At 67.6% G+C, this 23,383-nt stretch carries 17 protein-coding genes; 9 read left to right on the top strand and 8 right to left on the bottom strand.

The features are described from left to right. Positions 1 to 320: 320 nt before the first annotated feature. The 3 genes from ACI766_RS29445 to uvrD form a co-directional block, all read right to left on the bottom strand. Positions 321 to 1,814, bottom strand: a complete 1,494-nt coding sequence (locus ACI766_RS29445; RefSeq protein ID WP_003096875.1) for an acetyl-CoA hydrolase/transferase family protein — start codon at positions 1,812 to 1,814, stop codon at positions 321 to 323. Positions 1,815 to 1,911: 97 nt separating this feature from the next. Continuing rightward, on the bottom strand, positions 1,912 to 2,340 hold the full coding sequence (locus tag ACI766_RS29440) for an EamA family transporter (RefSeq protein WP_003096873.1): 429 nt from the start codon (positions 2,338 to 2,340) through the stop codon (positions 1,912 to 1,914). Positions 2,341 to 2,377: 37 nt separating this feature from the next. After that, positions 2,378 to 4,564 carry a DNA helicase II gene (uvrD, locus tag ACI766_RS29435; protein WP_073665107.1) on the bottom strand — a complete coding sequence of 729 codons (2,187 nt, stop codon included), beginning with the start codon at positions 4,562 to 4,564 and terminating at the stop codon, positions 2,378 to 2,380. Between the two features lie 176 nt (positions 4,565 to 4,740). Between uvrD and ACI766_RS29430 the strand changes: the two genes are divergently transcribed. Genes ACI766_RS29430 through ACI766_RS29420 form a run of 3 tightly spaced genes read left to right on the top strand, consistent with a single transcriptional unit; the run spans position 4,741 to position 10,575 of the window. Next, complete coding sequence (locus ACI766_RS29430) at positions 4,741 to 7,593, top strand: putative bifunctional diguanylate cyclase/phosphodiesterase (RefSeq protein WP_019372309.1); 2,853 nt, start codon at positions 4,741 to 4,743, stop codon at positions 7,591 to 7,593. Positions 7,594 to 7,651: 58 nt separating this feature from the next. After that, a complete protein-coding gene (locus ACI766_RS29425; RefSeq protein WP_019372308.1) occupies positions 7,652 to 9,853 on the top strand; it encodes a hypothetical protein in 2,202 nt (733 codons plus the stop codon). Next, a complete protein-coding gene (locus ACI766_RS29420) occupies positions 9,850 to 10,575 on the top strand; it encodes a DUF3142 domain-containing protein (protein WP_019372307.1) in 726 nt (241 codons plus the stop codon). The genes ACI766_RS29425 and ACI766_RS29420 overlap by 4 nt, the downstream gene beginning before the upstream one ends. Here the strand turns inward: ACI766_RS29420 and yegQ are convergent. Then, complete coding sequence (yegQ, locus tag ACI766_RS29415) at positions 10,569 to 11,963, bottom strand: tRNA 5-hydroxyuridine modification protein YegQ (RefSeq protein WP_003105560.1); 1,395 nt, start codon at positions 11,961 to 11,963, stop codon at positions 10,569 to 10,571. The two genes, ACI766_RS29420 and yegQ, sit on opposite strands and share 7 nt — an antisense overlap. 80 nt (positions 11,964 to 12,043) lie before the next feature. Then, the gene (zwf, locus tag ACI766_RS29410; protein WP_003096859.1) at positions 12,044 to 13,510 is read right to left on the bottom strand and encodes a glucose-6-phosphate dehydrogenase; all 1,467 of its coding nucleotides are present in this window, start codon (positions 13,508 to 13,510) and stop codon (positions 12,044 to 12,046) included. An 85-nt stretch (positions 13,511 to 13,595) separates the two neighbouring features. On the opposite strand from zwf, the gene hexR reads away from it, so the two are divergent. Together hexR and ACI766_RS29400 are read left to right on the top strand one after the other, a co-directional pair. Continuing rightward, on the top strand, positions 13,596 to 14,477 hold the full coding sequence (hexR, locus tag ACI766_RS29405) for a transcriptional regulator HexR (RefSeq protein ID WP_003096857.1): 882 nt from the start codon (positions 13,596 to 13,598) through the stop codon (positions 14,475 to 14,477). 106 nt (positions 14,478 to 14,583) lie between these two features. Further along, complete coding sequence (locus tag ACI766_RS29400) at positions 14,584 to 14,799, top strand: PA3496 family putative envelope integrity protein (RefSeq protein ID WP_003105559.1); 216 nt, start codon at positions 14,584 to 14,586, stop codon at positions 14,797 to 14,799. Here the strand turns inward: ACI766_RS29400 and pycR are convergent. Further along, positions 14,753 to 15,688: a LysR family transcriptional regulator PycR gene (gene pycR, locus ACI766_RS29395; RefSeq protein ID WP_003121355.1), complete on the bottom strand. Its 936-nt coding sequence runs from the start codon at positions 15,686 to 15,688 to the stop codon at positions 14,753 to 14,755. The genes ACI766_RS29400 and pycR overlap by 47 nt on opposite strands. A gap of 213 nt (positions 15,689 to 15,901) precedes the next feature. On the opposite strand from pycR, the gene ACI766_RS29390 reads away from it, so the two are divergent. From ACI766_RS29390 to mtr, 3 genes are all read left to right on the top strand, one after another. After that, positions 15,902 to 17,317, top strand: a complete 1,416-nt coding sequence (locus ACI766_RS29390) for an acetyl-CoA carboxylase biotin carboxylase subunit (protein ID WP_003096848.1) — start codon at positions 15,902 to 15,904, stop codon at positions 17,315 to 17,317. A gap of 15 nt (positions 17,318 to 17,332) precedes the next feature. After that, positions 17,333 to 19,156: a sodium-extruding oxaloacetate decarboxylase subunit alpha gene (gene oadA / locus ACI766_RS29385; protein ID WP_003096843.1), complete on the top strand. Its 1,824-nt coding sequence runs from the start codon at positions 17,333 to 17,335 to the stop codon at positions 19,154 to 19,156. 180 nt (positions 19,157 to 19,336) lie between these two features. Continuing rightward, on the top strand, positions 19,337 to 20,590 hold the full coding sequence (gene mtr / locus ACI766_RS29380; RefSeq protein ID WP_003096841.1) for a tryptophan permease: 1,254 nt from the start codon (positions 19,337 to 19,339) through the stop codon (positions 20,588 to 20,590). Between the two features lie 24 nt (positions 20,591 to 20,614). On the opposite strand, the gene ACI766_RS29375 is transcribed toward mtr, so the two are convergent. Beyond that, a complete protein-coding gene (locus tag ACI766_RS29375) occupies positions 20,615 to 21,289 on the bottom strand; it encodes a GNAT family N-acetyltransferase (RefSeq protein WP_003096837.1) in 675 nt (224 codons plus the stop codon). Between the two features lie 8 nt (positions 21,290 to 21,297). After that, a complete protein-coding gene (locus tag ACI766_RS29370) occupies positions 21,298 to 21,747 on the bottom strand; it encodes a GNAT family N-acetyltransferase (RefSeq protein WP_003096834.1) in 450 nt (149 codons plus the stop codon). A gap of 127 nt (positions 21,748 to 21,874) precedes the next feature. On the opposite strand from ACI766_RS29370, the gene ACI766_RS29365 reads away from it, so the two are divergent. Continuing rightward, the gene (locus ACI766_RS29365) at positions 21,875 to 23,350 is read left to right on the top strand and encodes a PLP-dependent aminotransferase family protein (RefSeq protein ID WP_003136388.1); all 1,476 of its coding nucleotides are present in this window, start codon (positions 21,875 to 21,877) and stop codon (positions 23,348 to 23,350) included. Positions 23,351 to 23,383 lie beyond the last annotated feature (33 nt).

Below are 23,383 nucleotides of genomic sequence, written 5' to 3'. Positions count from 1 at the left end.
CAATATGATCTGACTAACAGGTCAACAAGAATAGGAACAGTTGCGGAGAATTGCGTTGGATCACCGGGGTGTGTTTCCGAACTGTATGGGTTGTTTCGGTGCGTAACTGTACCGCTCTGCACCGTCATGGTGCGTTACCGAAAGAAACAACGAAGTGTTACAGCAGGAAAAGCGGAAGGGCCGGGTCGGCGTGTTGCGATGGCGGCAAGAGAAAAGGCCGCCGAAATATGTTTTTACGTGGTTTTTTCTGCCCTGTCTAGACGCCCGGAAGAATTAATCGTCCGGGCGCTGGAAATAGTTGCGGATGAAACGGTTCAGCCTCAGCCGGCCAGCATGTGTCCGCGTTCTTCCAGGTTCAGGTGCCAGGCCAGCGCCTCGCGCAACAGATGCGGCGTGTGGCCGCCTTTCGCGCAAGCCGCCTCGAAGTAGTCCAGCAGCGGTGCCTGGTAGGACGGGTGGACACAGTTCTCGATGATCACCCGGGCCCGTTCGCGAGGCGCCAGGCCGCGCAGGTCGGCGAGGCCCTGCTCGGTGACGAGGATGTCGACGTCGTGCTCGGTGTGGTCGACGTGGCTGACCATCGGCACCACGCTGGAAATGTTGCCGCCCTTGGCGATCGACTTGGTGACGAAGATCGCCAGGTGCGCGTTGCGGGCGAAGTCGCCGGAGCCGCCGATGCCGTTCATCATCTTGGTGCCGCCGACGTGGGTCGAGTTGACGTTGCCGTAGATGTCGAACTCCAGCGCCGTATTGATGCCGATGATGCCCAGGCGACGGACCACCTCGGGGTGGTTGGAGATTTCCTGCGGGCGCAGCACCAGCTTGTCCTTGTAGCGCTCCAGGTTACCGAACACGTCGGCGTTGCGCCGCGGCGACAGGGTGATCGAGCTGCCCGAGGCGAAGCGCAGCTTGCCGGCGTCGATCAGGTCGAAGGTCGAGTCCTGCAGCACTTCGGAGTACATGGTCAGGTTCTCGAACGGCGACTCGATCAGGCCGCACATCACCGCGTTGGCGATGCTGCCGATACCGGCCTGCAGCGGGCCGAGGCTGTTGCTCATGCGCCCGGCGTCGACCTCGCGCTTGAAGAAATCGATCAGGTGGTTGGCGATGGCCTGGGTCTCGCCGTCCGGCGGCAGCACGGTGGATGGCGAGTCCGGCTGGTCGTTGATGACGATGGCGACGATCTTCTCCGGCGGGATCGGGATCGCCGTGCTGCCGATGCGGTCGTCGACGCGGGTCAGCGGGATCGGCGTGCGGGTCGGCCGGTAGGTCGGGATATAGATGTCGTGCAGGCCTTCCAGGTTGGTGCTGTGGGCCAGGTTGATCTCGACGATGACCTGCTTGGCGAAGATCGCGAAGCTCGCCGAGTTGCCCACCGAGGTGGTCGGCACGATGTGGCCCTGCTCGGTGATCGCGGCGGCTTCGATGACGGCGATGTCCGGCAGCTTCAGCTGGTGGTTGCGCAACTGCTCGACGGTTTCCGAGAGGTGCTGGTCGATGAACATCACTTCGCCGGCGTTGATCGCCTTGCGCAGGGTGCTGTCGACCTGGAACGGCATGCGCCGGGCGAGCACGCCGGCCTCGGTGAGCTGCTTGTCGAGGTCGTTGCCGAGGCTGGCGCCGGTCATCAGGCTGATACGCAGCGGACGTTCCTTGGCGCGCATGGCCAGCGCCTGGGGTACGGCCTTGGCCTCGCCGGCGCGGGTGAAACCGCTCATGCCGACGGTCATGCCGTCCTGGATCAGGTCGGCGGCTTCGGCCGCACTCATCACCTTGTCGAGCAGGGAGGGCAGGCGCACGCGATCACGGTACATGGAACGAACCTCAGACGACGAATTATTAGAGGCCGCCAGTCTAGGGTTTCCGCGATTTTTCGCCTTTATACCAAGGTCGAAGCGCCATTCAGCGGGCTTATGGGCGGATTGCCAGGACCACCACGCCCGCTGTCACCAGGGCTACGCCGAGCCATTGGCGCAGGTCCAGGCGTTCGCCGAGGAAGGCCACGCCGAGCAGTGCCACCAGCACCACGCTGAACTTGTCCAGCGGCGCCACCAGCGACGCCGGGCCGAGCTTGAGGGCGCGGAAATAGCAGATCCAGGAGGCACCGGTGGCCAGCCCGGAGAGCACCAGGAACAGCCAGCTGCGCGGCGGGATGCTGCCCGGGGCTTGGAACTTGCCCAGGACCGCGAGGATGCCGCCGAGGGTGACGAGGATCACCAGGGTGCGGATGAAGGTGGCGAAGTCCGAATCGACCCGGTCGAGGCCGATCTTGGCGAAGATCGCGGTCAGCGCGGCGAACAGCGCCGAAAGCAGTGCCCAGAAGGCCCAGGATGCCAGCATGTCGTCCTCCTCCGGGCCTTCTCCACGGGCTGCGCCGCTACAGGGCTTCCAGCTTGGCGTAGCCGAGCATCAGCCACTTGCTGCCTTCGCTCTCGAAGTTCACCTGCACCCGGGCCTGGGCGCCGGCGCCTTCGAAGTTGAGGATAGTCCCTTCGCCGAACAGCGCGTGGCGAACCCGCTGGCCGAGGGAGAAGGGCGTCTCCGGCACCCCGGCGCCGCTGAACAGGCTGCCGCCGGCGTTGCGCGAAGTGCCGCCGTAGGGGCGGCTGACGGTATTGGACAGGCGCACTTCCTGGATCAGCGCCGGCGGGATCTCGCGGATGAAGCGCGAAACCTTGTTGTAGGTCTCGCTACCGTAGAGCCGGCGGGTCTCCGCGTAGGTCAGGACCAGTCGCTGCATGGCGCGGGTGACGCCGACGTAGGCCAGGCGGCGTTCCTCTTCCAGGCGGCCGGATTCCTCCAGGCTCATCTTGTGCGGGAACAGCCCTTCCTCCATGCCGACCAGGAACACCAGCGGGAACTCCAGGCCCTTGGCGCTGTGCAGGGTCATCAGCTGGACACTGTCCTCGTGGGCGTCGGCCTGGGTTTCCCCGGCCTCCAGGGAGGCGTGGCTGAGGAAGGCCTGCAGCGGGGTGAGGTCTTCCTCTTCCTCGCTGTTCTCGAAGGCGCGGGCGGCGCTGACCAGTTCCTCGAGGTTCTCCACCCGGGCCTGGCCTTTCTCGCCTTTTTCTTCCTTGTGGTAGCTGATCAGTCCGGACTGCTCGATCACCGTCTGGGTCATCAGGTGCAGCGGCATGTCCATGACCTTCGCCGAAAGATTCTCGATCAGCTCGACGAAGCCGGTCAGGGCGCTGGCGGCGCGGCCGGGCAGGACCTTGTTGGCGATCATCAGGCGGATCGCCTCCCACATCGACACATCGTTGCCGCGGGCGAATTCGCGGATGCTCTCCACGGTCTTCTCGCCGATGCCGCGTGCCGGCACGTTGACCACCCGTTCCAGCGCCGCGTCGTTGCCGCGGCCGTCGAGCAGGCGCAGGTAGGCCATGGCGTTCTTGATCTCGGCACGCTCGAAGAAGCGCTGGCCGCCGTAGATGCGGTAGGGAATCTTCTCCCGCAGCAGGGCTTCCTCCAGCACCCGCGACTGGGCGTTGGAGCGGTAGAGGATGGCGATCTCGCTGCGCGCCAGGCCGCCCTTGAGCGCGCTCTCGATCGACTCGACCACGTAGCGCGCCTCGTCGTGCTCGTTGAACGCGGCGTACAGGCTCAGCGACTCGCCGTCCTCGCCGTCGGTCCACAACTCCTTGCCCAGGCGTCCCTGGTTGTTGGCGATCAGGGCGTTGGCGGCCTTGAGGATCGACGCGGTGGAACGGTAGTTCTGCTCCAGGCGGATCACCTCGGCGTCGGCGAAGTCGTCGCTGAACTGCTGGATGTTCTCGATCCGTGCGCCACGCCAGCCGTAGATCGACTGGTCGTCGTCGCCGACCACCATCAGGCTGTCGCCGCCCTTGGCGAGAATCCGCAGCCAGGCGTACTGCACGGCGTTGGTGTCCTGGAACTCGTCCACCAGGATATGGCGGAAGCGCCGCTGGTAGTGCTCGAGCACGCCGGGATGGTCGCGCCAGAGGTCCAGGGCGCGCAGCAGCAGCTCGGAGAAGTCGATCACCCCGGCGCGGGCGCAGGCCGCCTCGTAGGCTTCGTAGATCTTCAGCATGGTGGCGAGGAACAGGTCGCCGCCGGGCTGGATGTGTTGCGGCCGCAGGCCCTCGTCCTTCTGCCCGTTGATGAACCACTGGGCCTGGCGCGCCGGCCAGCGCTGCTCGTCGAGGCCGAGTTCGCGGATCACCCGCTTGACCAGGCGTTGCTGGTCGTCGCTGTCGAGGATCTGGAAGTTCTCGCTCAGCCCGGCCTCGCGCCAGTGCGCGCGCAGCAGGCGATGGGCGAGGCCGTGGAAGGTGCCGACCCACATGCCCGCCGGATTGATCCCGAGCAACTGCTCGATGCGGTGGCGCATCTCCGCCGCCGCCTTGTTGGTGAAGGTCACCGACAGGATGCTGTAGGGCGAGGCGTGCTCGACCTGGATCAGCCAGGCGATCCGGTGCACCAGCACGCGGGTCTTGCCCGAGCCGGCGCCGGCGAGGACCAGTTGGCGGCCCAGCGGCGCGGCCACGGCCTGGCGCTGCGGGTCGTTGAGGGAGTTCAGCAGGAAGGAGAGGTCGTCGTTCATCGCGGCATTCTACCGGGGCGGGGAAAAGCCGGGCAAACCGGGCCGCCATTCGGCGCAGGCCGGCGCAGCGTCGGGCCTGGCTGCGGAAAAATGCTCTATCCCGGCCTTGGGCAGCCTGCCCCTGCTCGGTTATGCTCCGGCCACTTCAAGGCAAACCACTACAAGAACAAGCGCCTATGACCGTCCATGTCGAGCCCTTGGCGCTGCCGGGCGGCAGCACCGATGTACTGCGGCTCTACGCCCGCGAAATCGCCATCGAGCGTACCCGGCTCCTTTATCTCGGCTCGCGCACGCCGACCCTGCTCATGCTGCTCGGCGGCGTGACCAGCGCCTGCCTGGTGTGGGGCAAGGTCAGCAGCTGGCTGCTCGGCGGCTGGCTGGTCTGGCTGGTGTTGCTCGCCGTCCTGCGCCTGCTGCAGGTCGCCGCCTTCCAGCAGGCCGACAGCCGTCGCCAGGCCAGCCGCCACTGGCGGCGGACCTTCCTGTGCGGCGCCGGCGCCTCGGGCCTGACCCTGGCGTTCGCGGTGATCATGCTGGTCCCGGCCGATGCCTTCCTCCAGCAGGTGCTGGTGTTCGGCCTGGTGGCGGCGGCGATCCTCTCCGCCAGCGTCGCCTATGCGGTGAGCCTGCCGGCCTTCCTCACCTTCGCCTTGCCGGGCCTGCTGCCATCCATCGTTTTCCTGCTGTTGCAGCCGCATAGCCTGTTGCAGGGCTGGGGCGTGCTCGGCCTGATCCTGCTGGTGGCGCTGCTGGTGGTCGCCGGGCAGATCCACCGGCTGGTGCAGGGCGCGCTGCTGCGACGCTTCCAGACCCAGGCGCTGAACCTGCACCTGGAGCGCGTCAACGCCGAGGCCGAAGCGCTCAATCGCAAGCTCGCCCAGGAGGTCGGCCAGCGACGCCTGGTCGAACGCGAGCTGCGCGCCGCCCGCGATGCCTTGCAGCGCCGGGTGGAGGCGCGCACCGAGGAGCTTGGCGCGACCAGCCAGGCGCTCAGCCAGAGCGAGGCGCGCCTGGCCATGGCCCTGGAGGCCAGCGAACTGGGGTTGTGGGACTGGAACCTGGAGAGCGGCCGGGTCCAGCATTCCTATCTCGAGGCGGTCTTCAGCGCCGGGGACGGTCCCGAGGACTATCGCAGGCTGATCGAAAGCATCCACCCCGGCGACCTGCCGCGTATCCGTCGCGCCCTCGCCGAACATCTCAAGGGGCGCAGCGAGCTGTACCGGGTGGAGTACCGCGTGCGCGACCGGGAGGGCGGCTGGCGCTGGCTGGAGGATCGTGGCCGGGCCATGGCTCGCGACCCGCGGGGACGGGTGACGCGGATGCTCGGCACGCGCAGCGACATCAGCGCGCGCAAGCGCCTGGAAGAGCAGCAGCAACTGGCCGCGACAGTGTTCGAGGCGGCCAGCGAGAGCATCGTGATCCTCGATCCGGCCTACAACCTGCTGGCGGTCAACCAGGCCTTCAGTCGCATCACCGGCTATCGCCGCGAGGACGTGGTCGGGCGCAACGCCAGCCTGCTGGTGAATACCCCCGAGGCCCAGCGCCACTACCGGCAGATCCGCGCCGAGCTGCGCCAGCACGGGCAGTGGCAGGGCGAACTGGTGGATACGCGGAAGAATGGCGATCCCTATCCCCAATGGCTGCAGCTCAACCTGCTGCGCGACGGCAATGGCGAGGCGACCCACATCGTCGGTTTCTTCACCGATCTCAGCGCCCGCCGCGACGTCGAGGAGCGCCTGCGTCACCTGCTGCACTACGACGAACTGACCGGCCTGGCCAACCGCCGGTTGTTCCGCGAGCGGCTGCACGAGGCGGCCCAGCGGGCGCGCCAGGAGGAGGGCGGGCTGGCCCTGCTGCTGATCGACCTGGACCGCTTCAAGCTGCTCAACGACAGCCTCGGCCACGAGGTCGCCGACCAGTTGCTCAGGGAGATGGCCCAGCGCCTGCGGCGCACCGCGCCGGAAGCCAACACCCTGGCGCGTCTGGCCGGCGACGAGTTCGCCATCCTCCTCGATGGCGGCACCGGCGCCGCGGCCCTGTCGCGCCTGGCCGAACGCCTGCTGGTCCAGTTGCGCCAGCCGGTGAGCGTGCTCGGCCACGAGCTGATCCTCGGCGCCTCGCTGGGGATCAGCCTGTTTTCCGAGCAGGCGCGGGAAATCTCCGTGCTGATGAGCCAGGCGAACCTGGCGATGCAACATGCCAAGCAACTCGGCGGCAACACCTTCCAGTTCTTCCGCGACAACCTGCAGGACAGCACCCTCGAACGCCTGCGCCTGGAAACCCGGTTGCGCAAGGCGGTCGAGGAGGGCCAGCTGGACGTGCATTACCAGCCCAAGCTGTGCCTGGCCAGCGCCCGCCCGGACTCGGTCGAGGCGCTGGTGCGCTGGCACCATCCGGAGGAGGGCATGATCCCGCCGTCGACCTTCATCGGCCTCGCCGAGGAGTGCGGGTTGATCGGCGAGATCGGCGAATTCGTCCTGCGCCGGGCCTGCCTGCAGGCCGCCGAGTGGAGCCAGCGGGGCCTGAACCTGCGGGTCTCGGTGAACCTCTCGGTCCACCAGTTGCGCCAGGGCGACCTGCTCGACGTAGTGCGCTCGGCGCTGGCCGACAGCGGCCTGCCGGCGGCGCAACTGGAGTTGGAGTTGACCGAAAGCCAGTGGCTGGACGCCCTCGACAGTGTCCTGGCGACCTTCCGCCAGTTGCGCGAGATGGGGGTGAAGCTGTCGGTCGACGACTTCGGCACCGGCTATTCCTCGCTCAGCTACCTGAAGCGCCTGCCGCTGGACTACCTGAAGATCGACCAGTCGTTCGTCCGCGACCTGACCCAGAACAGCGAGGATGCGGCGATCATCCGGGCGATCATCGCCATGGCCCACAGCCTCGACCTGAAGGTAGTCGCCGAAGGCGTGGAAACCATCGAGCAGCGGGACTTCCTGGTGGCCCAGCGTTGCGACGAGCTGCAGGGCTACCTGATCGGCCGGCCGTTGCCGGCCCATGCCCTGGAGGAAGGTTTGCGCCAGGCTCGTTGAACGCGATCCGGCGGAGTATGCTGTAGCACTTTCGACTCCCACGAATTAAGGACGATTCATGCGCTCGAAGCCGCTTCTTCCCGCCCTCCTGCTGGTGGGCGCCGGTCTCTCCCCGCTGGCCCAGGCCAGCAGCGACGACTCCTGCTATCCCGATTGGTCGCTGGTCGGCGGCGGTGTCTGCGATACCTTGCCGTTCCTCGCCCCGGGCAACGACACCCGCGCCAACCTGCGCCTGCTGCTGGCCGACGCCGGCCACTGGCGGTTGGTGGAGGCGCCGCCGTCGGAGGAAGAGAAGCTCGAAGGCTACGGCCTGGTGCCGTTCGGCCTGTTCCGCCTGCTGCCCGGCGACGGCAGCCAGCCGCCCGCGCCTCCGGCGGCGAGCGAAGCCGAGACACCGCCGCCTGCGCCAGCGCCCTCGCCGCTCGCCGAACTGGCCCGGCAGATGGGCGCCGAAGCGCTACCGGAAAAGATCGCCGGCGCCGAATTCTTCGAGGGCGAGGGCAGCCGCTGCCGCAGCAACGACCAGGACAGCGCGCTGGCGTTTCTTCGCCAGGTGCGTGACGCCGGGCTGGGCGAGGCGGAGACCAAGGCCCTGGCCAACAGCCGCCTGGAGCTGCTCGGTGCCTGCGGCTGGGAACAAGAGGAACTGGGCGGTGTGCTCGCGCAAGGCGTCGAGTCGGCCGCAGGCAGGGCCTTCGCCACGTACCTGGAGGCTGCGGCCAACTTCTACAGCGGCCGCTTCGACGAAGCCGAACAGGGCTTCAAGGCGTTGCAGGACGTGTCGCAGCCCTGGCTGAAGGAAACCGCCCTGTACCTGCAGGCGCGCACCCTGCTCAACGCCGCCCAGCAGAACGCCTTCGACGACATGGGCTTCCCCGAGCTGCAGAATGTCGACAAGGCTCGCCTGGAACAGACCCGCAGCGCCCTCGAGGCCTACCTGCAGGCGTATCCGAAGGGGCTCTACGCCGCCTCGGCCAAGGGCTTGCAACGGCGCGTGCATTGGCTGGCCGGCGACCAGAAGCTGCTGGCCCAGGACTATGCCGCGCAATTCGCCGAAGCTGAGCAAGGGCAGCGCAACATGGCCCTGGAAGACCTGGTCCAGGAGGTCGACAACAAGCTCCTGACCGGTATCCAGCTCGGCGACATCCAGACTCCGCTGCTGCTGGCGGTGGCCGACCTGGTGCAGATGCGCGCCCACGATCCGTCGACCCCGCGCAGCTTCACCTGGGAAACGCTGCAGGCCCAACAGGCCAGCTTCGCCGCGCATCCCGAACTGTTCGCCTACCTGCAGGCGGCCTATCGCTTCTATGTCGACCAGGATCCGGCGAAGACCCTCGAAGCGCTGCCGCAAAAGGTCGGCAGCCTCGACTACGTCGGCTTCAGCCAGCAGACCCTGCGCGGGCTGGCGCTGGAGCAGCAGAAGGACTGGAAAGCCGCCGAGGCGCTCTGGCTGGAACTGTTGCCGCAGGCCGCGCAGCCGTACCAGAAGGGCCAGTTGCAGCTGGCCCTGGCGCTCAACTACGAGCGCAGCGGCCAGTTGGAAAAGGTCTTCGCCGAAGGTTCGCCGGTCCAGGAGCCGCTGCTGCGCAGCATCCTCCTGCGCAACGTCGCCGACGCCGCGCTGTTGCGCCGCCAGGCCAAGCAGGGCGCGACGGCGGAAGAGCGCGATACCGCGCTGTTCACTCTCCTTTACAAGGACCTGCGCCGCAGCCGCTTCGCCGACTTCGGCAAGGACTTCGCGCTGCTCGGCGAAACCCCCTCGCAGACCAAGCTGGGCACCAGCCTCGGCTATGTCTACGGCGCCGGTAACAGCCTGGAGCTGTTCCGCTGGAAGGGCGACAAGGCCGAGTCCGGCTACGTTTGCCCGGCCATCGCCGAGTCGGCCGCGGCGCTGGCCGCCGATGACAAGGACCCGAAGGGCCTGAACTGCCTGGGCGAATTCATCCTGCGCAACGGTCTCGACGGCATGCCGCTGGACAGCCAGCCCGAGGCCAACGAGCTGGGCGGCACCCCGAGCGGCTTCAAGGGCGCGGTGTACTCCCGGCTGGATGGCTATCGCCTGGTCATGGACAACCCCAAGGCACCGCGCGAAGACAAGGCCTACGCGCTGTTCCGCGCGATCAACTGCTTCGCCCCGGCCGGCTACAACACCTGCGGCCAGCAGGACATCCCGCAGGCCGAGCGCAAGCAATGGTTCCGTACGCTCAAGTCGACCTACGCCGACAGCTCCTGGGCCAAGGAACTGAAGTACTACTGGTGAGGCGCTGGCGAGCCTGGCTGGCGGGCCTGTTGCTGGGCCTGCCGCTGTTGCCGTCCGTCGAGGCCGCGGTGCGCGCCGAGGACTACGGCGCCTTCTGGCTGTGGAGCGGCGTCGCGCCGCAGCCGGTGCTGGCGCGGGCCGAGACGCTGTACATCCTGCAGGGACAGATCAGCCTGTCGCGCCGGCGCCCCGGCGAGGGCGTGCGGCTGATCGCCCAGGGCATCTCGGTGCCGCGCCTGGCGCGGGGTGAGGTCTGGGTGGTGTACCGCGCCCATACCCTGCGCTGGACGCCGCAGATCTACCAGGCCGTGCTGAACCAGGTGCAGCGCTGGAAGCGTGCCGGCAACCCGGTGGTCGGCATCCAGATCGACTTCGATGCGCGTACCCGCTACCTCGACGAGTACGTCGATTTCCTCCGCGACCTGCGCCGGCGCCTGCCCCGCGAATACCGCTTGAGCATCACCGGGTTGCTCGACTGGGGCAGCAACGCCGAGCCGGCGGCGATCAACCGGCTCAAGGGCGTGGTCGACGAAGTGGTGGTGCAGACCTACCAGGGGCGCCACAGCATTCCCAACCACGCCGCCTACCTCCCGCGGGTCAGCCGCCTGCAGCTGCCGTACCGGATCGGCCTGGTCCAGGGCGGCGACTGGCAAGCCCCCGACTACCTGGAAAAGAGCCCCTGGTTCAGGGGCTACGTGGTGTTCCTGCTCAACCCTCAGTGAGCGCAGCCGCAAGCGCCCTTGCCGGCACATCCGCCGCTGCGTTCGGCCTGCGGCTGGCGGGTATCCTGGCCGGGCTGGAGATCGCGCATCAGTAGCGCGTAGCACAGGTCCAGGCCTTCCGGCAGCGCCAGGTAGACCACGTGGCCATTGCCCGGCGCCACCTCGATGGCCTCGCCGGCGGCGTTGCGCAGGTCCTCCACGCGCAGGCTCAGGTTGCCTCGCGGAGTCATCAGTTCGACGCTGTCGCCGCGCTGGAAGCGGTTCTTCACCTCCACCTCGGCCAGTCCGTCGCGGCGTTCGCCGGTGAGTTCGCCGACGAACTGCTGGCGCTCGGACAACGAATGGCCGTGCTGGTAGTTCTGGTACTCGTCGTGCACGTGGCGGCGCAGGAAGCCCTCGGTGTAGCCGCGGTGGGCGAGGGACTCCAGGGTGTCCATCAGACCGCGGTCGAACGGCTTGCCGGCCGCCGCGTCGTCGATCGCCTGGCGGTAGACCTGGGCGGTGCGCGCCACGTAGTAGTGGGATTTGGTGCGGCCCTCGATCTTCAGCGAGTGCACGCCGATCCGCGCCAGCCGCTCGACGTGCTGCACGGCGCGGAGGTCCTTGGAATTCATGATGTAGGTGCCGTGTTCGTCCTCGAAGGCGGCCATCGGTTCGCCGGGACGGTTGCCTTCCTCGAGGAGGAACACCTGCTCGGTCGGCGCGCCGCGTCCCAGGGTCGGCTCCCGCGCCACCACGTTGCCCAGCTCGTCCTCGCGGCCCTCCACCGCCTTGTATTCCCAGCGGCAGGCATTGGTGCAGGTGCCCTGGTTGGGGTCGCGGCGGTTGATGTAGCCGGACAGCAGGCAGCGCCCGGAATAGGCCATGCACAAGGCGCCGTGGACGAACACTTCCAGCTCCATGTCCGGCACCTGCTGGCGGATTTCCTCGATCTCCTCCAGCGACAGCTCGCGGGAAAGGATCACCCGGGTCAGGCCCTGCTGCCGCCAGAATTGCACCGCGGCCCAGTTCACCGCGTTGGCCTGCACCGACAGGTGGATGGGCATCTGCGGGAAATGCTGGCGAACCAGCATGATCAGGCCGGGATCGGACATGATCAGCGCATCCGGACCCATGGCGACCACCGGCTCCAGGTCGCGCAGGAAGGTTTTCAGCTTGGCGTTGTGCGGGGCGATGTTGACCACCACGTAGAAGCGCTTGCCAAGTGCGTGGGCCTCGGCGATGCCTTCGGCCAGTTGGGCGTGGTCGAAATCGTTGTTGCGCACCCGCAGGCTGTAGCGCGGCTGCCCGGCGTAGACGGCATCGGCGCCGTAGGCGAAGGCATAGCGCATGCTTTTCAGGGTGCCGGCGGGGCACAGCAGTTCGGGGCGGAGGGTGGTGGCGGTCATGGTTCGGGCTCGCAACGACGTGGGCGCGCGACTCTAGCCGAGCGCGCGCCGGGCGATCCTGAGCCGGATCAATGTCCGCGTCATTCCAGCCAGCGTCGACCCTGCAGTTCCAGCAGCAGTTGCGCCTGTTCCGGGCCGTTGCTGCCGGCCGGGTAGGGCCGCGGGCTCTGGTAGTGCTCGCGCCAGCCGGCGAGGATCGGGTCGACCCAGCCCCAGGCGGCCTCTACCTCGTCGCGGCGCATGAACAGCGTCGAGTCGCCCTCGATCACGTCCAGCAGCAGGCGCTCGTAGGCGTCCCAGCGCCGCTTGTTGCGGCTGAGGGCCTCGGCCAGGTTGAGGTCCAGCTCCACCGGTTCCAGTTGCATGCCCTTGCCCGGGGTCTTGGCCATCAGTTGCACGCTGATCCGCTCCTCCGGCTGCAACCTTATCCACAGGCGGTTGGCCGGCCCGCCGCCGCCGTCGATCAGGCTGTGCGGCACCGGCTTGAACTGGATGACGATTTCCGAGCACTTGCGCGCCATGCGCTTGCCGGTGCGCAGGTAGAACGGCACCCCGGCCCAGCGCCAGTTCTCGACCTCGGCCTGGAGCGCGACGAAGGTCTCGGTATCGCTGTCGTTGTCGACGTTCTTCTCGAAGTAGTACGCCGGCACCTCCTGGCCGCCGATCCTGCCGGCGGCGTACTGGCCGCGTACCGTCTTGTCCTGCACGTCGAGCCCGGAGATCGGCTTCAGCGCCTGCAGCACCTTGAGCTTCTCGTTGCGCACAGCCTCGGCGTCGAAACGCACCGGCGCCTCCATCGCCACCAGGCAGAGCAACTGGAGCAGATGGTTCTGCACCATGTCGCGCATCGCCCCGGCGTGGTCGTAGTAGCCGCCACGGTTCTCCACGCCAAGGGTCTCGTTGACGCTGATCTGCACATGGTCGATGTGCGCCGCGCGCCAGACCGGCTCGAACAACGCATTGGCGAAGCGCAGGGCCATCAGGTTCTGCACGGTTTCCTTGCCCAGGTAGTGGTCGATGCGGAACACCCGCGACTCGTCGAACACCCGGCCGATGGACTGGTTGATCGCCCTCGCCGAGTCCAGCGAATGGCCCAGCGGTTTTTCCAGCACGATGCGCGCTTGCGGCCCGGCGAGGCCGGCGATGGAGAGGTTCTGCGCGATCGGCGCGAACAGGCTCGGCGAGGTCGCCAGGTAGTGCACCAGCACCCGGCCCTCGCTGCTCTTCAGGTGCCGCGCGAGACGGCCGAAGTCGGCGCTCTGCGAGGCGTCCATGGCCAGGTAGTCGAGGCGCGCGGCGAAGCCTTTCCATTGTTCGGCGGCGAACTCGCTGCGCGCCACCACCGCGCGGACGTTGCGCTCGGCGAGGGCGAGGAAGGCGGCGTTGTCCAGCGCGCTGCGGGCGAGGGCGAAGATCCGTGTATCGGCCGGCAGGCGGTCCTCCCGGTGCAGGCGATAGAGCGCCGGCAGCAGCTTGTGCAGGGCCAGGTCGCCGGTACCGCCGAAGACCAGGATGTCGCAGGACGTTGGAGTGGCTGGTGTACTCAAGGCAAGCTCCCGACGGCGTTGGCTGGGCGTGGCTGACTGTTTGTAGTATAACTACAAGGTTACTACAGAGAATCGAGCCCAGCCTGTGAACCTGCTGCAGCACATAGCCCAGTCCCGCCAACAGCTCCGCAAGTCGGAACTCAAGGTCGCCGATCACGTTCTCAACGATCCGGCGTCGGTCATGCACAGCTCCATGGCCGAACTGGCCCATGGGGTCGGGGTCAGCGAGCCGACCATCGTGCGCTTCTGCCGCGCCATCGGCTGCAGCGGCTTCCAGGACCTCAAGCTGAAGCTGGCGCAGAGCCTGGCGGCCGGCGCCAGCTTCGGCCAGTTCTCGATCCATGAGAGCGACTCGGTGGCCGACTTCAGCCTGAAGATCTTCGACACCACGCTGCACAGCCTGATGGAAGTCCGCGAGCACCTGGACACCCACGCCCTGGAGCGCGCCATCGCCGCCATCGCCCACGCCCAGCGCGTGGAGTTCTACGGCTTCGGCGCTTCCGGCGCGGTGGCCTCGGATGCCCAGCACAAGTTCTTCCGCCTGCTGCTGTCGGCGGCGGCCTACTCCGACCCGCACATGCAGGCGATGTCGGCGGTGACCCTCAAGCCCAGCGACGTGGCCATCTGCATTTCCCAGTCGGGTCGCTCGAAGGACCTGCTGATCACCGCCAACCTGGTGCGCGAGGCCGGCGCCACGCTGATCACCCTGTGCCCGAGCCAGACCCCGCTGGCCGACCTGGCCACGGTCAACCTGGCGATCGACGTGCACGAGGACACCGACATCTACACCCCGCTGACCTCGCGCATCGCCCACCTGGTGGTGATCGACGTGCTGGCGATGGGCGTGGCCATGGCCCGCGGCCCGGACCTGGTCAACCACCTCAAGAGCGTCAAGCGCAGCCTGCGCAGCCTGCGCCTGTCGCCGAAGGTGATGAAGAACCAGGAAGAGCGCGGCGAGCCGTCCTGAGGCGCCGCCGGGAAGGCATAACGCAGTCTTCACCGGCTTGCCGCCAAACCGTCACATTGCTGCGCGATGCTCGCGACTCCAGCCAGTCGGCCATGGGAGACGCGAGATGCCCCGTCATAGCGATGCCAATGCCCAGCACGTGGATTCGAAAACCCGCCGCAAGCTCGAAGACCAGCGGCGCATGCAATTCCGCCGGGCGATCGAGGACCACTGCGAAGAACTGCGCCTGCGCCAGGAACTGGCCGACTACCCCGAGCTGGTAGCCGCCGCCTACCTCAGCTCGAACCGCCAGGGCCGGCGAAGCGCCCAGCGAGCTGGCTGATCAGCGCCCGCTCCTCGCGGACGAAGGCGACGAACGCCTGGGCCACCGGGCTCAGGCGCTTGCCCTTGGCGTGCACCAGGCACCAGCTGCGATAGAGCGGCAATTCCTCCACCGGTAGTTCGCGCAGCAGGCCGTTGGCCAGTTCCTGGTGCGCCGCATGGCGCGGCAGCAGGGCCAGGCCGAGGCCGGCGATCACCCCTTCGCGCAGGGACTCCAGCGAGGCGATCTCCTGGATCTGCGAGAAGTGCGCGCGGCGTTGCTGGAAGAACTCCTCGCAAGCCTTGCGGGTGCCGGAGCCCGGTTCGCGGACCAGTAGCGGGAAGGGCTCCAGGTCCTTCAGGGCCAGCTTCGCGGCGTTGCACAGCGGATGGTCCGGCGGCGCCACGGCGATGATCGGGTTGTTCAGGAAGGGCAGGAACTCCAGGGCCATGTCCTGCGGTACTAGGGACATGATCACCAGGTCGTCGCGGTTGTCGGCCAGGCGCTTGATCACCTGGGTGCGGTTGACCACCGTCAGGCTCAGGCTGACTTCCGGATGCAGGTTCTGGAACGCCTTGAACAGGTGCGGGGTGATGTACTTGGCGCTGGACTCCACCGCCAGGCGCAACTGGCCCTGCAGCGAGCCCTTCAGGTCCGAGAGCTGCATGTCCAGGCTTTCCAGGCGCTGGAACAGGTCGGTGCTGGTCTTCAGCAGGGCTTCGGCGGCATCGGTCAGGTAGAGCTTCTTGCCGACGTACTCGAACAGCGGCTGGCCGACCAGCTCTTCCAGTTGGCGGATCTGCAGGCTGACCGCCGGCTGGGTCAGGGCCATTTCCTCCGCCGCCCGGCTGTAGGAGCGGCTCTCGCATACGGCACGAAAAACCTGAAGCTGCCGTAATGTCATACGCATCAACGACTTACGCATTCCAGTCACACTCTGACCGAGATCGGTCGGGCGACTATAAAGCTTTTCTAATGGCTATCCCAATAATTATTGATTTTTGTTAATCACCCTCACGGGGGTAGGGTAAAAGCGCGACCGGGAGCTGCCTGCCGGTCATGCAGCGACCGGAATATCCGGATCGACCGTACCAGGTTCCCAACCCCGAAGAGGGAGACCTCCGTGATCAAGAAGATCCTGATCGCCAACCGCGGCGAGATTGCCGTCCGCATCGTGCGCGCCTGCGCCGAGATGGGCATCCGCTCGGTGGCCGTCTACTCCGAGGCCGATCGCCACGCGCTGCACGTCAAGCGCGCCGACGAAGCCCACAGCATCGGCGCGGACCCGCTGGCCGGCTACCTCAACCCGCGCGCCCTGGTGAACCTGGCGGTGGAAAGTGGCTGCGACGCCCTGCACCCCGGCTATGGCTTCCTCTCGGAAAATGCCGAGCTGGCGGAAATCTGCGCCGAGCGCGGTATCAAGTTCATCGGCCCGTCGGCGCAAGTGATCCGCCGCATGGGCGACAAGACCGAAGCCCGCCGCAGCATGATCGCCGCCGGCGTGCCCTGCACCCCCGGCACCGAAGGCAACGTCGCCGATCTCGCTGAGGCCCTGCGCGAAGCCGAGCGGATCGGCTACCCGGTGATGCTCAAGGCCACCTCCGGCGGCGGCGGTCGCGGCATCCGTCGCTGCAACAGCCGCGAGGAGCTGGAACAGGCGTTCCCGCGGGTGATCTCCGAGGCGACCAAGGCCTTCGGCAGCGCCGAGGTATTCCTCGAGAAGTGCATCGTCAATCCCAAGCACATCGAGGCGCAGATCCTCGCCGATTCCTTCGGCAACACCGTGCACCTGTTCGAGCGCGACTGCTCGATCCAGCGCCGCAACCAGAAGCTCATCGAGATCGCCCCGAGCCCGCAGCTCACCCCCGAGCAGCGCGCCTATATCGGCGACCTGGCGGTGCGCGCGGCCAAGGCGGTGGGCTACGAGAACGCCGGCACCGTGGAGTTCCTGCTCGCCGACGGCGAGGTGTACTTCATGGAGATGAACACCCGGGTCCAGGTGGAGCACACCATCACCGAGGAGATCACCGGCATCGACGTGGTCCGCGAGCAGATCCGCATCGCTTCCGGGCTGGAGCTGTCGGTCAAGCAGGACGACATCGTCCATCGCGGCTACGCCCTGCAGTTCCGCATCAACGCCGAGGACCCGAAGAACAACTTCCTGCCCTCGTTCGGCAAGATCACCCGCTACTACGCCCCCGGCGGCCCCGGCGTGCGTACCGACACGGCGATCTACACCGGCTACACCATCCCGCCGTACTACGACTCGATGTGCCTGAAGCTGATCGTCTGGGCGCTGACCTGGGAAGAGGCCCTCGATCGCGGCCTGCGTGCCCTCGATGACATGCGCGTGCAAGGGGTCAAGACCACCGCGCCGTACTACCAGGAAATCCTCCGCAACCCGGAATTCCGCAGCGGCCAGTTCAACACCAGCTTCGTCGAAAGCCACCCGGAACTGACCCAGTACTCGATCAAGCGCAACCCGTCGCACCTGGCCATCGCCATCGCCACCGCCATCGCGGCCCACGCCGGCCTGTAAGGGAAGGAGCAGAACATGAGCAACACCATCCAAGCGAAGAAGACCGGCGTCACCGATACCATCCTGCGCGATGCCCACCAGTCGCTGCTGGCGACCCGCATGCGCACCGAGGACATGCTGCCGATCTGCGACAAGCTCGACCGCGTCGGCTACTGGTCGCTGGAAGTCTGGGGCGGCGCCACCTTCGACGCCTGCGTGCGCTTCCTCAAGGAAGACCCGTGGGAACGCCTGCGCAAGCTCAAGGCGGCGCTGCCCAACACCCGCCTGCAGATGCTCCTGCGCGGGCAGAACCTGCTCGGCTACCGCCACTACAGCGACGATGTGGTGCGCGCCTTCGTCGCCAAGGCGGCGGTCAACGGCATCGACGTGTTCCGCATCTTCGACGCGATGAACGACGTGCGTAACCTGCGCGTCTCCATCGAGGCGGTGAAGGCCGCCGGCAAGCACGCCCAGGGCACCATCTGCTACACCACCAGCCCGGTGCACACCATCGAGGCCTTCGTCGCCCAGGGCAAGGCGATGGCCGACATGGGCGTCGACTCCATCGCCATCAAGGACATGGCCGGCCTGCTCACCCCCTATGCCACCGGCGACCTGGTCAAGGCCCTGAAGGACGCCCTGCCGCTGGACGTGGTGGTGCATTCCCATGACACCGCCGGTGTCGCCAGCATGTGCCAGCTCAAGGCCGTGGAAAACGGCGCCGACCGTATCGACACGGCGATCTCCAGCATGGCCTGGGGCACCAGCCACCCGGGCACCGAGTCGATGGTCGCGGCGCTGCGCGGTACCCCCTACGACACCGGCCTGGACCTGGAGCTGATCCAGGAGATCGGCATGTACTTCCACGCGGTGCGCAAGAAGTACCACCAGTTCGAGAGCGAATTCACCGGCGTGGATACCCGCGTGCAGGTCAACCAGGTGCCGGGCGGGATGATTTCCAACCTGGCCAACCAGCTCAAGGAGCAGGGCGCGCTGAACCGTATGGGCGAGGTGCTCGAGGAAATCCCGCGGGTCCGCGCCGACCTCGGTTTCCCGCCGCTGGTGACGCCGACTTCGCAGATCGTCGGCACCCAGGCGTTCTTCAACGTGCTCGCCGGCGAGCGCTACAAGACCATCACCAACGAAGTGAAGCTGTACCTGCAGGGCCGTTATGGCAAGGCCCCCGGCGAGGTCAACGAGCAACTGCGGCGCCAGGCCATCGGCAGCGAGGAAGTCATCGACGTGCGCCCGGCCGACCTGATCAAGCCGGAGCTGAACAAGCTGCGCAGCGAGATCGGCAACCTGGCCAGGTCCGAGGAAGACGTACTCACCTACGCGATGTTCCCGGACATCGGGCGCAAGTTCCTCGAAGAGCGTGAGGCCGGCACCCTGAAGCCCGAGGAACTGCTGCCGATTCCCACCGGCAAGGGCGTCGCCGCCGCCGGCGCGGAAGGCACCCCGACCGAGTTCGTCATCGACGTGCACGGCGAGACCTACCGCGTCGACATCACCGGGGTCGGCGTGAAGAGCGACAACAAGCGGCACTTCTACCTGTCCATCGACGGCATGCCGGAAGAAGTGGTGTTCGAGCCGCTCAACGAATATGTCGCCGGCTCCGCCAGCGGCCGCAAGCATGCCAGCGAGCCGGGCCACGTCAGCACCACCATGCCGGGCAACATCGTCGACGTGCTGGTGAAGGAAGGCGATAGCGTCAAGGCCGGCCAGGCGGTGTTGATCACCGAGGCGATGAAGATGGAAACCGAGGTCCAGGCCGGCATCGCCGGTACGGTCAAGGCGATCCACGTGGCCAAGGGCGACCGGGTCAACCCGGGCGAGATCCTGATCGAGATTGCGGGCTGACCGCGACAGACGGTTAAAGTCCCTGGGGGAGCATGATGCTCCCCTTTTTTTATCGGCATCGGTTGCCGCGTCGGCCGGCTGTTTGCCCTGCCAGGGTGCGCCCGGCGCGCGCGCCGCCTAGAATGCCGCCTCTGCCCAACGGCGCGTCGCGCCGCAGGCGCTGACTATCGGGAAGTCCAGGTGTCGTCCTCTCCAGCTCAAACGCCCAGCCGCCGGCCCTCGCTGCTCGGCGGTTCGATGATCATCGCCGGCACCGCCGTCGGCGCCGGAATGTTCTCCCTGCCCATCGCCATGTCCGGCATCTGGTTCGGCTGGTCGGTGGCGGTGTTCCTGCTCACCTGGTTCTGCATGCTGCTGTCGGGGATGATGATCCTCGAGGCCAACCTCAACTACCCGGTGGGCTCGAGCTTCTCGACCATCACCCGCGACCTGCTCGGCCAGGGCTGGAATGTGGTCAACGGGCTGAGCATCGCCTTCGTCCTCTATATCCTCACCTATGCCTATATCTCCGGCGGCGGCTCGATCATCGGCTACACCCTGTCCAGCGGCCTCGGCGTGACCCTGCCGGAAAAGCTCGCCGGGCTGCTGTTCGCCCTGGCGGTGGCGCTGGTGGTGTGGTGGAGCACCCGCGCGGTGGACCGCATCACCACGCTGATGCTCGGCGGCATGATCATTACCTTCGGCCTCTCCATCAGCGGCCTGCTCGGGCGCATCCAGCCGGCGATCCTGTTCAACAGCGGCGAGCCGGACGCGGTCTACTGGCCCTACCTGCTGGCGACCCTGCCGTTCTGCCTGACTTCCTTCGGTTACCACGGCAACGTGCCGAGCCTGATGAAGTACTACGGCAAGGACCCGCAGCGGATCAGCCGTTCGCTGTGGATCGGCACCCTGATCGCCCTGGCCATCTACCTGCTGTGGCAGGCCAGCACCCTGGGCACCATCCCGCGCGAGCAGTTCAAGGGCATCATCGCCGGCGGCAGCAACGTCGGCACCCTGGTGGAATATCTGCACCGGATCACCGCGTCGGATTCGCTGAACGCGTTGCTCACCACCTTCTCCAACCTGGCGGTGGCCAGCTCCTTCCTCGGCGTGACCCTCGGCCTGTTCGACTACCTGGCCGACCTGTGCAGGTTCGACGACAGCCACTTCGGGCGCTTCAAGACCGCGTTGCTGACCTTCGTCCCACCGACCATCGGCGGGCTGCTGTTCCCCAACGGCTTCATCTACGCCATCGGTTTCGCCGGGCTGGCCGCGGCGTTCTGGGCGGTGATCGTTCCGGCGCTGATGGCGCGGGCCTCGCGCAAGCGCTTCGGCAGCCCGCTGTTCCGCGCCTGGGGCGGCACGCCGGCGATCGTGCTGGTGCTGCTGTTCGGCGTGGCCAACGCGGTCGCGCACATCCTGGCCAGCCTGCACTGGCTGCCGGAGTACCGTTGAGCGACCGGCAGTCCCTGCCAGGGGCTAGTCGCGCAGCGCCTCCAGCGTCTGCCGCTGGCGGCCTTCGGCGTCGAAGTTGGAAGGATCGAGCCAGCGCTCGAACGCCGCCTGTCGCGCCGGCCATTCGCTGTCGAGCAGGGAGAACCAGGCGGTGTCGCGGTTGCGCTGCTTGACCACCATGTGCTGGCGGAAGGTGCCTTCGTAGGTGAAGCCCAGGCGCTCGGCGGCGCGCATCGAACGGGCGTTGCCGGCATTGCACTTCCACTCCAGGCGGCGGTAGCCGAGGCGGCCGAGGGCGAGTTCGGCGAGCAGGTAGACCGCCTCGGTAGACCCCGGTGTGCGCTGCATAGGCGCGCCGAAGGCGATATGGCCGATTTCGATGACGCCATCCTTCGGCGTGATCCGCAGGTAGCTGAGCAGGCCGACGGCGCGCTGCGTGCGCCGCTCGCGCACGGCGAAGAACAGCGGGTCGCGGCTGGCCGCCTGGCCGGCCAGCCAGGCGTCGAACGCCGGGCGCTCGGCGAACGGGCCGTAGGCCAGGTATTCCCACAGCAACGGGTCGGCGCCAGGCCCTTGCAGGGCGTCCCACAGGTCGTCGCCGTGGCGTTGCGGATCGAGCGGTTCGAGCTTGACGAAGCGGCCGTCGAGCGGGGCGTGGGGTGGAGTGGCGACGGGGCGCCAGTTCAAGGGTTCGCGCATGGTGGGCCTCAGAGAATCCTGCGGTACTGAAGGAAACCGGACTTGTCGGCGATGCGCTCGTACAGCTTCATCGCGTCGCTGTTGCTCTCGTGGGTCAGCCAGTGCACCCGCGAACAGCCAGCGGCGCCGGCCTCGGCGTAGACATGCTCGATCAGCCGGCGCCCTATGCCTTCGCCGCGCAGGCCCTCGGCGACGAACAGGTCCTGCAGGTAGCAGTAGTCGCCGACGGTCCAGCAGGAGCGGTGGTAGATCCAGTGCACCAGGCCCACGGCGCGCTCGTCGAGCCAGGCGAGGGCGGCGTTCATCGGTTCGTCGGCGTCGAGGAAGCGCTGCCAGGTGGCGTCGCTGGTAGCGGCGGCGATCTCGGTCTTGTAGAAGCGCTGGTAGCCCTCCCACAGCGGCAGCCAGGCGGCGTGGTCGCCGGCGCCGACGGGACGAATCTGCAGGGACGTGCTCATGGCTCGGTTCCATGTCCGGGTAAAGGTGCCTCCAGACTAGGCCGGGAAATGGTCCGCTAGAAGATCCATTGCTGGTCAATTCCACAGGTCCAATCCACACTGGCGCTTTCTTCCCTCCGAGACCGCCATGGCCACCGTACTGCCCTTCGACGCCGCCGGCATCCACCTCGACCCCGCCCAGGGCCTGGCCCGCCAGCTCTACGCCGCGCTGCGCGAACGGATCCTCGACGGCCGCCTCGGCAGCCGCACGCGGATGCCCGCCAGCCGCGAGCTGGCCCAGGCCCTGAAGGTCTCGCGCAACACCGTGGTGCGGGCCTATGAACAGTTGCACGCCGAGGGCTATATCGACGGGCGCACAGGCGACGGCACCTACGTTGCCGAGTTGCAGGAAATCCCAGGCAGGGCCCCCGCCGTCGCCCCGAGCGCTCCCGCGCCGCGCGGCCCGGCGGCCCTGGCGCCGCCACCGGAAGGCGCGCCGCGAGCGTTCCGCGTCGGCGTGCCGGCCTTCGACCTGTTCCCCTTCGACACCTGGGCGCGGCTACAGGCGCGCTTCTGGCGCAACCCGCCGGCGGACTGCCTGGGCTACGGCGACCCGGCCGGCGAGGCGCGTCTGCGCGAGCTGATCGCCGCCTACCTGCGCAGCGCGCGCGGCCTGCGCTGCGAGGCGGAACAGGTGATCGTCACCCATGGCGCGCAGCAGGCCATCCGCCTGTGCGCCCAGGTGTTGCTCGAGAACGGCGATCCGGTGGCTGTGGAAAACCCTGGCTACCGCGCGGCGCGCCTGGCCTTCGCCGCGACCGGCGCGGTACCGCACGGGATCGACCTCGACGCCGAGGGGCTGCGCAGCGACCGGCTCGCGGGCATTGCCGGCTGCCGCCTGGCCTATGTCACGCCGTCGCACCAGTACCCCACCGGCGTCACCCTGTCGCTGGCGCGGCGCCTGGAGCTGCTGGAGTGGGCCGAGCGCGCCGACGGTTGGATCGTCGAGGACGACTACGACGGCGAGTATCGCTACAGCGGTACGCCGCTGGCGCCGCTGGCCGCGCTGGACCGACAGGGCCGGGTGCTCTACGTCGGGACCTTCTGCAAGATCGCCTTCCCGGCGTTGCGCCTGGGCTACCTGGTGGTCCCGCCGGCGCTGGTCGAGCGCTTCCGCCAGCGGCGGGCCATCGAGGTACGCCATTCGGAGGTGGGCACCCAGCGGGTCATGGCCGACTTCATCGCCGAGGGGCATTTCCAGCGCCACGTCCGCCGCATGCGCCGCGCCGCCCGCGCCCGCCGCGACGCCTTGCTGCGGGGCTGGCCAGAGGCGCCGGGTTGCCAGCCGTTGCCGGCGGTGGAGGCGGGGCTGCACCTGTGCGTGCGGGTCGACAGCCTGGCGCGGGAGCGGGCCCTGATCGCCGCGGCGGCAGCCGCCGGGGTGGAAGTCAGCGCCTTGAGCGACTACTGGATGGACGACTCCAGCGTTGCGCCAGACGACCGCGCGGGCCTGGTGCTGGGCTTCGCGGCAGTACCCGAGGCGCGTATCGACGAGGCGCTGCGGGCGTTGCGCAAGGCCTGGCGGCGGGAGGCCCTGGTTGGACCCGTCGTCGCGACTGACTAGAATGCCCCCGGATCACCCTCGCGCCCAGGAGTA

Origin of the sequence: Pseudomonas sp. DL, assembly GCF_047199225.1 — a bacterium.
Classification (GTDB): domain Bacteria; phylum Pseudomonadota; class Gammaproteobacteria; order Pseudomonadales; family Pseudomonadaceae; genus Pseudomonas; species Pseudomonas aeruginosa.
This window is presented reverse-complemented; position numbering and strand designations above follow the sequence as displayed.